Here is a 6,516-nt window from a genome sequence, read left to right as displayed (position 1 = left end):
CTTCACCTTGAAACCTTTCTTTGAAATTGAATGCCCATATAACCCCATATAACTGAGTACTTAAAAGTGCAGCAATAGTTAAAAGTGTTATCCATTTTACGTATATCCATTCCTTATAGAAAAGGGCCTTATTTATAATTTTATTCATTTTTATCCTCCTCCTCCTCTTCCACGAAATATATAAACATATCCTCAAGACTCATATCTACCGTTTCTATAAAGTCAGCTCCCAAATCATAAAGCATTTTTTCAAGATCTTTTGTGTAATTTTTAGTAATTATATAATTCACTCTACCTATAGTTTCAACCTTAATTACACCATCAATAGATGCGAGCTCTTTGTTTATATCAGATTCATTTTTAAATACCACTTGAAGTTTTTTCATACTATTTTTAGCTTCTTCCATGGAACTCATAAGTTTTATTTCGCCATTTTTAATTATTGCTACATTGTCACATATTCTTTCGATATTATCCAAATGGTGCGATGATATAAATACGGTTACATCTCTTGATGCGACTTCATCTACAATAATAGACATTATTTCTTTTTTAATTACTGGATCAAGACCCGATGTAGGCTCGTCAAGTATTAGAATATCTGGCTTTATGCTTAAGTTTAAGAGAATAGAAGTTCTCATCTTCATGCCCTTGGAAAGTTCTCTCACTCTTCTTTCTAAAGGAATTTTAAATTTTTTATTGAGTTCATCAAATCTCTCCTCTGAAAAATCATTATAAGCTTTCTTATAAAATTTTAAGAGTTCCTTTACTTTAAAAGAGGAAAAATATTGATTTTCATCGGATACATAACCTATTTTCTGCTTTATTTTAGCATTATCAAAGGACTCTTCGTCATCTATTAATATGCTTCCTTCATTAGCTCTGTAAATACCTGTTAGGCATTTTATAAGTGTAGTTTTACCTGCACCATTTTCACCAATTATTCCAAATATACTCCCCTTATTTACATGCAAATTAACATTCTTTAGAATATACCTATCGTCTATCCTCTTGCTCACATTTTTTATATCTATCAAGATGACACCCCCCATTTCATAAATTTCTAATAGTTAAACTATCTTCTTCGAAGCTGTATTAACGACTTCCAGTTGTCGTTAAAACTCGCTATAAATTTCATTCAATATATCAATTAACTTATCCTTATCAACACCTATATAATGTGCTTCTATAATTATTTCCTTCATATGTCCTCTAATTCCTCTCATTTTTTCTTCATTCACAACAGGTTTAAAATTTTCTGATACAAAGGTTCCTTTTCCTCTTATAACTTCAATTGCCTTCATTCGCTCCAGCTCATTGTATGCTTTGCTTATTGTATTAGGATTGATTGTTATAGCCGCGGCAAGTTCGCGTACAGAAGGTAGCTTATCTCCTGGCTTTAGTATTCCTTTTATTATATTTTCTTTTACTCTCTCAATAATCTGTTCATAAATAGGTTTACTGCTTCTGCTATCGATATTTATCACGGATTTCACCTTCTCTCAAATAATTAAATTCACCCTATTTACATTATGTGTACTGCGTGTACTACTTCATGTAGTACACATATAATATAATCCTTTCTATTTATATTGTCAAGTATTAACATAGAAGAATTTGTATATCTATATTGAGTTTTATATTAAATGAATTGCTTCACTTCGCATGTATATCCAAGTTGATAATGTTATTAATGTAGCACAAAAAAAACTGTACCTAAAGCATTTTCACACTTTTGGTACAGTTTTTATTGAGTTCTTATAAAAATTCAAATATTATTTTTCTATGCAATTGGATAGTTACAACTTAAATATAATTTGTGATATTAGAAACGGAAATCTCGTTTTCCGTCCTTAAGCTCGTTCAAATACTCTATTGCAATTGCTCGAACCTTTTCATCTTTTATGTTAGGAATTTCATTTTGAATTACGATCTCACCCTTTTTCTTAGTATCAGGGGAAGCATAATCCTCCAAATATTCTTTAAGTGTCATCAGTGCATTTGGCTGACAGCAGTTAGTAATCTGACCTGATTTTACAAGTTTCATAAAACGATCACCTGTACGACCTTCTCTATAGCAAGCTGTGCAGAAGCTTGGAATGAAGCCCATTTCTAAAAGCCAATTTACAATTTCATCTAATTTACGTGTGTCTGTTACTTCAAATTGCTTTGAATTATCTTCTTCCGTTTCTGCGTGAGCATATCCGCCAACACTGGTGCATGAGCCTCCGCTAACCTGTGATATTCCAAGTTCTAGTACTTTCTCACGAGTTTTTTGCGATTCACGTGTTGAAACAATCATGCCTGTGTACGGAACAGCGATACGAATAATAGCCACAATTTTTTCGAACATTTCATCTGAGATTGCATTTGAAAACGTATTTGGATCAATATCATCAGCAGGGCAAATACGTGGAACACTAATTGTATGTGGACCCACACCCATGGCTGCTTCTAAATGTTCTGCATGCATTAGTAATCCTGCAAAATCATAACGGTACATATTAAGGCCAAATAAAACTCCGATTCCAACATCATCAATACCACCTTCCATGGCACGATCCATAGCCTCTGTATGATATGCATAGTTGTGTTTTGGACCTGTAGGGTGCAACTCCTCATAACTGTTTTTGTTATAAGTCTCTTGGAAAAGTATATAAGTGCCGATACCTGCTTCCTTTAGCATCTTGTATTCTTCCACGGTTGTTGCTGCAATATTTACATTTACGCGGCGGATATCTCCATTTTTATGCTTAATACTATATATAGTCTTGATACTTTCCAGAATATATTCAATTGGATTGTTCGCAGGGTCTTCTCCTGACTCTAAAGCCAATCGCTTGTGTCCCATATCCTGAAGTGCTATAACCTCTTGCACTATTTCTTCCTGCGTAAGTTTTTTGCGATGTATCGTTTTATTTTTTAAGTGATAAGGGCAATACACACATCCATTTATGCAGTAGTTTGAAAGATATAGAGGCGCAAAAATGACAATACGATTTCCATAAAGCTTATGCTTAATTTCTTTTGCAAGTTTGAACATTTTTTCTTTTTCATCTTCCAAGTCACATTCCAGAAGTACTGCAGCTTCCCTATGAGTTAAACCCTTACAATCTTTTGCACGTTCTATCAGGCTATCAATCAATTCACGATTTCTTTTGTTTTCCTCTGCATAGGCAATAGTAGATAGAATTTCACCATCATCAATAAACTCCGTTGCATTTTTCGATTTACAATTATACATATCATAAACTCCTTTTCAAATGTTTTATTTGTTATTTGAAATGTTTTATTTATTATTTATAAATGCTTAAACTATTGATAATACATAGATTTAGCATATTTTTATTATTCTTCTGTTATAGTGGGCACTTTAGAATAGACCGTTTTAGTATTTACATGAGGTATCATTCCAAGCTTTCCTGATAGTGCACTTATAGCATCATTTGGCGCATCTACAATGATGCTTATAACCGAAATATTGCGCTTCGGATATGGGATTCCCATTCTGCCTACCATATATTCCCCGTATTCGTGGAGAATAGCGTTGATCTTTTCAACAGCATCTTTATTTTCAACGATGATTCCAATTAGAGCAATTCTTTTTTCCATTTGTAACATCCTTCCTGATAAATTAAAAAATCCTTGCACCTAAAAGGCACAAAGATAGTTTGTTAAAACCAAAGGCACACCCATGAAGGTATGTTCTTTGAAACATTACAACTATTCTCTCGCCTTATAATTCGGGACGAACCCTTATCAATTCAGAACGATAATTTTATAAATAAGATTTATAATTTTATAAATATGATTATTATATGGTTTTCCACAAGACAAAGTTAAGACACTTTATCTCTGAGAGTCAACCTAAAATCACTTACAACATAACATTCTTAGTTTTAAAAAGCAAGCTAATATAATTGTTCTAGCTTACTATTTTCTTTGCTTCTTTTTAGTAGCTTTTACCTTCTTTTTATTATTTTTATTTTTGTTTTTATTCATCTTATTCATTTTATTAATCCCTAGGATATATTGTGATTTAGGCTCTTTATTATTTTTAGTGAAACAGTTCCAGCAACCTAGCTCCTCTATAGTATCCTCTATAAATGCATACCCCTCATCTTTTAATTTTGGGAACTTTTCACTATCATGAATTTTAATAGCTCCATCCACTTCTTCTAAAGATATACACTCATCATCTACTAATTCATCTTCATAAGCTTTTTTTATTTGCTGATATAATTCACTAGGTCCTGCTTCACAAGAATCATATATAAGCTCATTCCAAACTTGTGAAAATTCCCTCTCAAGTTTTCCTTCAAATAAACTTTTATAATATTCAATAACATCACTTTGTGGCATTACACCTTCACCCAAAAATACAATAAAGGATTTAAGAGCAGCACATCTAACATATTCATTAACATTGCTATCTTCCACTAATCTTTTTAACGGCGACCTATCTTCTCCACAAACTGATGCTAAAATTTTATGCAAATCCTCTGTAAGATAGTTACCAAAAATATCGTCTGGAATTTCCTTTGGTAAACTAATTAAATCTATAATCAGCTTAAAGCTTTGTTTTTCTTTAAACTGCGCTAACAAGAAAGTGGCATATATATGTGCAAAATAATTATGTTTTTCTAAAATCTCTTCGTAATTTTCTTTTGCATTTTTTAATATCTCAAGTAATTCAGGTATAAACTCTTCCTTGCGGTTTATTATTTCCTTTAATTGTGCTTCTGGAAATTGCCCATTATTATACTCTATTTCTTTAAGTAATTCATTCATAAAATAAAACTCCTTTTTCATTTGAATTTTTATTTTCTATAACTAATCTTTTAATTTTGCAACCAATTCCATAAATTCTTCCATGCTCTCTACAACATAATCAGGCTCATGTTGTAGAATCATCTCCCTAGGTAGTGCGCTCCACCCCACAGCCACAGTAGTAATCCCCGCATTTTTACCGCATAAAATATCAAATGGACTATCTCCCACAAGGATGGTCTCCTCAGGTTTACCTCCTAATTGTTTTAAAGCCAATAATGCCGGTGTAGGGTCTGGCTTATGTATATCTGTATCATCGGCTCCTATTATACTATCAAAATAATCCATCAATCCAAAAAGCTTTAGTCCCTTAATAGCCGAATAATTCAAACGTGAAGTAACGATTCCAAGCTTATATCCTTGCCTATGAAGTTCTTTCATCCCTTCCTTTACACCACTTGGAATGGCAATCAATTTTTCAAAGTTTTCAATTTGGAAACTTCGATAGGTCTTTATAGCTTCTTCACTATCATCACCAAACTCCCTATCTAACGTAATTTTTAAAATTTCTCCAAAGTTTTTAATAATTTCTTCTCTCTCCATCTGTTTATTCAAGTGCCTTTTATAAGTATGGTTAAACGATTGTATAATTAATTCATTCGTATCAATCAATGTTCCGTCCAAATCAAATAAAATATTTCTAATAGCCATAAAATTTTCCTTCCTTAGCTCCATTAGCGGAGTTACTATGATACTTTTCATTCTACCAAAGAAATAGCCGTTTTAAAAGAAAAATAAAAATACTTTACAATTCTAAAAAAAAAGGTGTATTTCTGAAATACTTTCATGATATTATATACTAAGATACCAAAGAATAATAAAATATAGGAGACTAATTAAACTTATGAAAAAAAAGAAAACAGCAATTATAATTTTACTATTAATAATCGTTTTGGGCGTAAGTGGATTTTATGGTTATATTTATTTTAAAACACAAAAATGGACAAGTCTTGTATACCCAGGAGTTAAAATTGGTGAGATAGACGTATCTGGAAAAACATTAATGGAAGCTAAAGATATGGTGTCTAAAACATATTCATCTGCTATATTAACTAAAAATATAGATATTAAAACCCCATTGAAAACTTATTCATTGAATTATGCAAAAATAAATGCAGGATATAATGTTGATGAGATAATAAAAAAAGCTTTTGATTACGGTAAAAACTTAAATTTCTACGAGAAATATAAACTTATTAAGACACCTGTGAGTAAGGACTTTAATTTGAAATTCGGCTATGATTCTAAGCCACTTCATGAGTTAATTGCCAATATGAAGAAGGATATTGATAAGGATTCTAAAAATGGAAGCATTGTCAAAATCGGTGGTGATTTCAAAATTACACCTGATATAAAAGGTTCTAAACTTATGGATGAGAAACTAGAAAAAGAAGTTTTAAGTAAAATAAGCGGAGATATACACGCTTTGAATATTTCTGTAGAAGCAGAGATTGAGACTATTACAGCAAGTATAACAACAGAAAATCTTCAAACTATTAATACAAAACTTTCAAGTTTTACTTCTAATTTTACTACCTCTTCTTATGGTAGGTCCACTAATATAACACTTGCAACAAAAAGTATAAACGGAATCCTTATAATGCCAGGCGGAACCTTTAGTTTTAATGGCACCGTTGGTCAAAGAACGGCAGCCCGCGGTTATCAACCCGCCCCAGTTGATATTGG

The 6,516-nt window shown here is 31.8% G+C and carries 7 protein-coding genes; 1 reads left to right on the top strand and 6 read right to left on the bottom strand.

Going from position 1 to position 6,516, the window contains the following annotated elements; all coding sequences use genetic code 11:
• Positions 1-140: 140 nt before the first annotated feature.
• From JJE11_RS12260 to ppaX, 6 genes are all read right to left on the bottom strand, one after another.
• Positions 141-1,037 (bottom strand): ABC transporter ATP-binding protein, encoded by an 897-nt coding sequence (locus tag JJE11_RS12260; RefSeq protein ID WP_291636008.1) that lies wholly within the window; start codon positions 1,035-1,037, stop codon positions 141-143.
• Between the two features lie 78 nt (positions 1,038-1,115).
• Entirely contained in the window at positions 1,116-1,487 is a 372-nt protein-coding gene (locus JJE11_RS12255) for a GntR family transcriptional regulator (RefSeq protein WP_291636006.1), read from the bottom strand.
• Positions 1,488-1,825: 338 nt separating this feature from the next.
• A complete protein-coding gene (hydG, locus tag JJE11_RS12250; RefSeq protein ID WP_291636004.1) occupies positions 1,826-3,244 on the bottom strand; it encodes a [FeFe] hydrogenase H-cluster radical SAM maturase HydG in 1,419 nt (472 codons plus the stop codon).
• 104 nt (positions 3,245-3,348) lie between these two features.
• Positions 3,349-3,612, bottom strand: coding sequence for a TM1266 family iron-only hydrogenase system putative regulator (locus tag JJE11_RS12245; protein WP_291636010.1), 264 nt, complete (start codon positions 3,610-3,612; stop codon positions 3,349-3,351).
• A gap of 321 nt (positions 3,613-3,933) precedes the next feature.
• Complete coding sequence (locus JJE11_RS12240; RefSeq protein ID WP_291636001.1) at positions 3,934-4,791, bottom strand: DUF1186 domain-containing protein; 858 nt, start codon at positions 4,789-4,791, stop codon at positions 3,934-3,936.
• A gap of 42 nt (positions 4,792-4,833) precedes the next feature.
• Positions 4,834-5,481 (bottom strand): pyrophosphatase PpaX, encoded by a 648-nt coding sequence (gene ppaX / locus JJE11_RS12235; protein ID WP_291635999.1) that lies wholly within the window; start codon positions 5,479-5,481, stop codon positions 4,834-4,836.
• Between the two features lie 193 nt (positions 5,482-5,674).
• Here ppaX and JJE11_RS12230 point away from each other — a divergent pair.
• Positions 5,675-6,516: peptidoglycan binding domain-containing protein (locus tag JJE11_RS12230; protein ID WP_291635997.1), on the top strand; the 842-nt coding region annotated here is incomplete at its 3' end.

Source organism: Clostridium sp., assembly GCF_016650095.1.
In the GTDB taxonomy this organism is placed as follows: domain Bacteria; phylum Bacillota; class Clostridia; order Clostridiales; family Clostridiaceae; genus Clostridium_AD.
This window is presented reverse-complemented; position numbering and strand designations above follow the sequence as displayed.

Coding starts and splice junctions, on each gene's coding strand:
- JJE11_RS12245 (WP_291636010.1), bottom strand. CDS start 3,612: ATGGAAAAAAGAATTGCTCTAATTGGAATCATCGTTGAAAATAAAGAT.
- ppaX (WP_291635999.1), bottom strand. CDS start 5,481: ATGGCTATTAGAAATATTTTATTTGATTTGGACGGAACATTGATTGAT.
- hydG (WP_291636004.1), bottom strand. CDS start 3,244: ATGTATAATTGTAAATCGAAAAATGCAACGGAGTTTATTGATGATGGT.
- JJE11_RS12240 (WP_291636001.1), bottom strand. CDS start 4,791: ATGAATGAATTACTTAAAGAAATAGAGTATAATAATGGGCAATTTCCA.